Raw genomic sequence first — 968 nt, forward strand, 5'->3', positions numbered from 1 at the left:
CGCCGCCTGACCCGGCGGCATCCGCGGCCGCGGCACCCGCGGCGCGTCCGCTGCCGCCTGCGCCGTCCGACGAGCACATCAGCTTCCAGTCGGTGCTGATGAGCGAGGTCGAGGCGGACGTGGAGGACTTCGAGCCGCTCCCGATCGTGGACCGCGCGGAGCAGGTGATGGAGGACAGCCCGCAGGAGCAGGTGCGCGGCGTGTACTGCAAGAACCGCCACTTCAACGACCCTCGGGTCCTGTTCTGCGCCGTGTGCGGCATCAACATGGTGCAGCAGACCCCGGTCCTGGTGGACGGCGTCCGGCCGCCACTGGGCGTGATCGTGCTCGACGACGGATCCGTCTTCCAGCTCGACACCCCCTACCTGCTGGGGCGCGACCCGAGCAGCGACCAGCGGGTCACCTCCGGCGAGTTCCGGCCGCTGCCGATCATCGACCAGTCCAACCAGGTCTCCCGGGTGCACGCCCGGCTGGAGCTGCGCGGGTGGGACGTCGTGCTGTTCGACAACAACTCCACCAACGGGACCTTCGTCCATGTGCCGAGGACCCAGGACTGGGTCCGGATGCCTCCGGGCAGTGAACAGGTGCTGGTCCAGGGCACCCGGGTCCGGATCGGCCACCGCACGCTGGCGTTCAACACGCACGCGGGCAGCAACAGCTGATCACAGGGGTCACACCACCCGGCCGGTTCGTGCACTTATCGGCCGTTGCAACGGCCGATAAGTGCGGGAATCGCCGGTGAACCGGTGATTCCTGCGCCACAGCCTCACGCCGGCTCCGACACCACCCCAAGCTCGACTGCGGAGTAGTCGATCGGCGCGGCGTCGAGCTCGGCGCGCACCCGGACCCCGCTCGCCCCGGCCACCGAGAACCCCGCGAGCTCGATGGGTACGGCGGCCAGCGGGTCGTGCTCGCCGCCGGGCTCCGAGAACCGGACGCCCCGTGCGGCGAGGGCGCTCCGGGCCGCG

The 968-nt window shown here is 71.0% G+C and carries 2 protein-coding genes; one reads left to right on the forward strand and one right to left on the reverse strand.

What is annotated here, in order from left to right; all coding sequences use genetic code 11:
* Window positions 1-662, forward strand: a 662-nt coding sequence (locus E7Z54_RS16195; protein WP_136435440.1) for an FHA domain-containing protein, incomplete at its 5' end; no start/stop codon positions are given.
* 104 nt (window positions 663-766) lie between these two features.
* Here E7Z54_RS16195 and E7Z54_RS23370 read toward each other — a convergent pair.
* The coding region (locus tag E7Z54_RS23370; RefSeq protein ID WP_168798374.1) for a hypothetical protein at window positions 767-968 on the reverse strand (202 nt) is incomplete at its 5' end.

Source organism: Nocardioides sp. (genome assembly GCF_004803405.1).
GTDB classification, from domain to species: Bacteria; Actinomycetota; Actinomycetes; order Propionibacteriales; family Nocardioidaceae; genus Nocardioides; species Nocardioides vastitatis.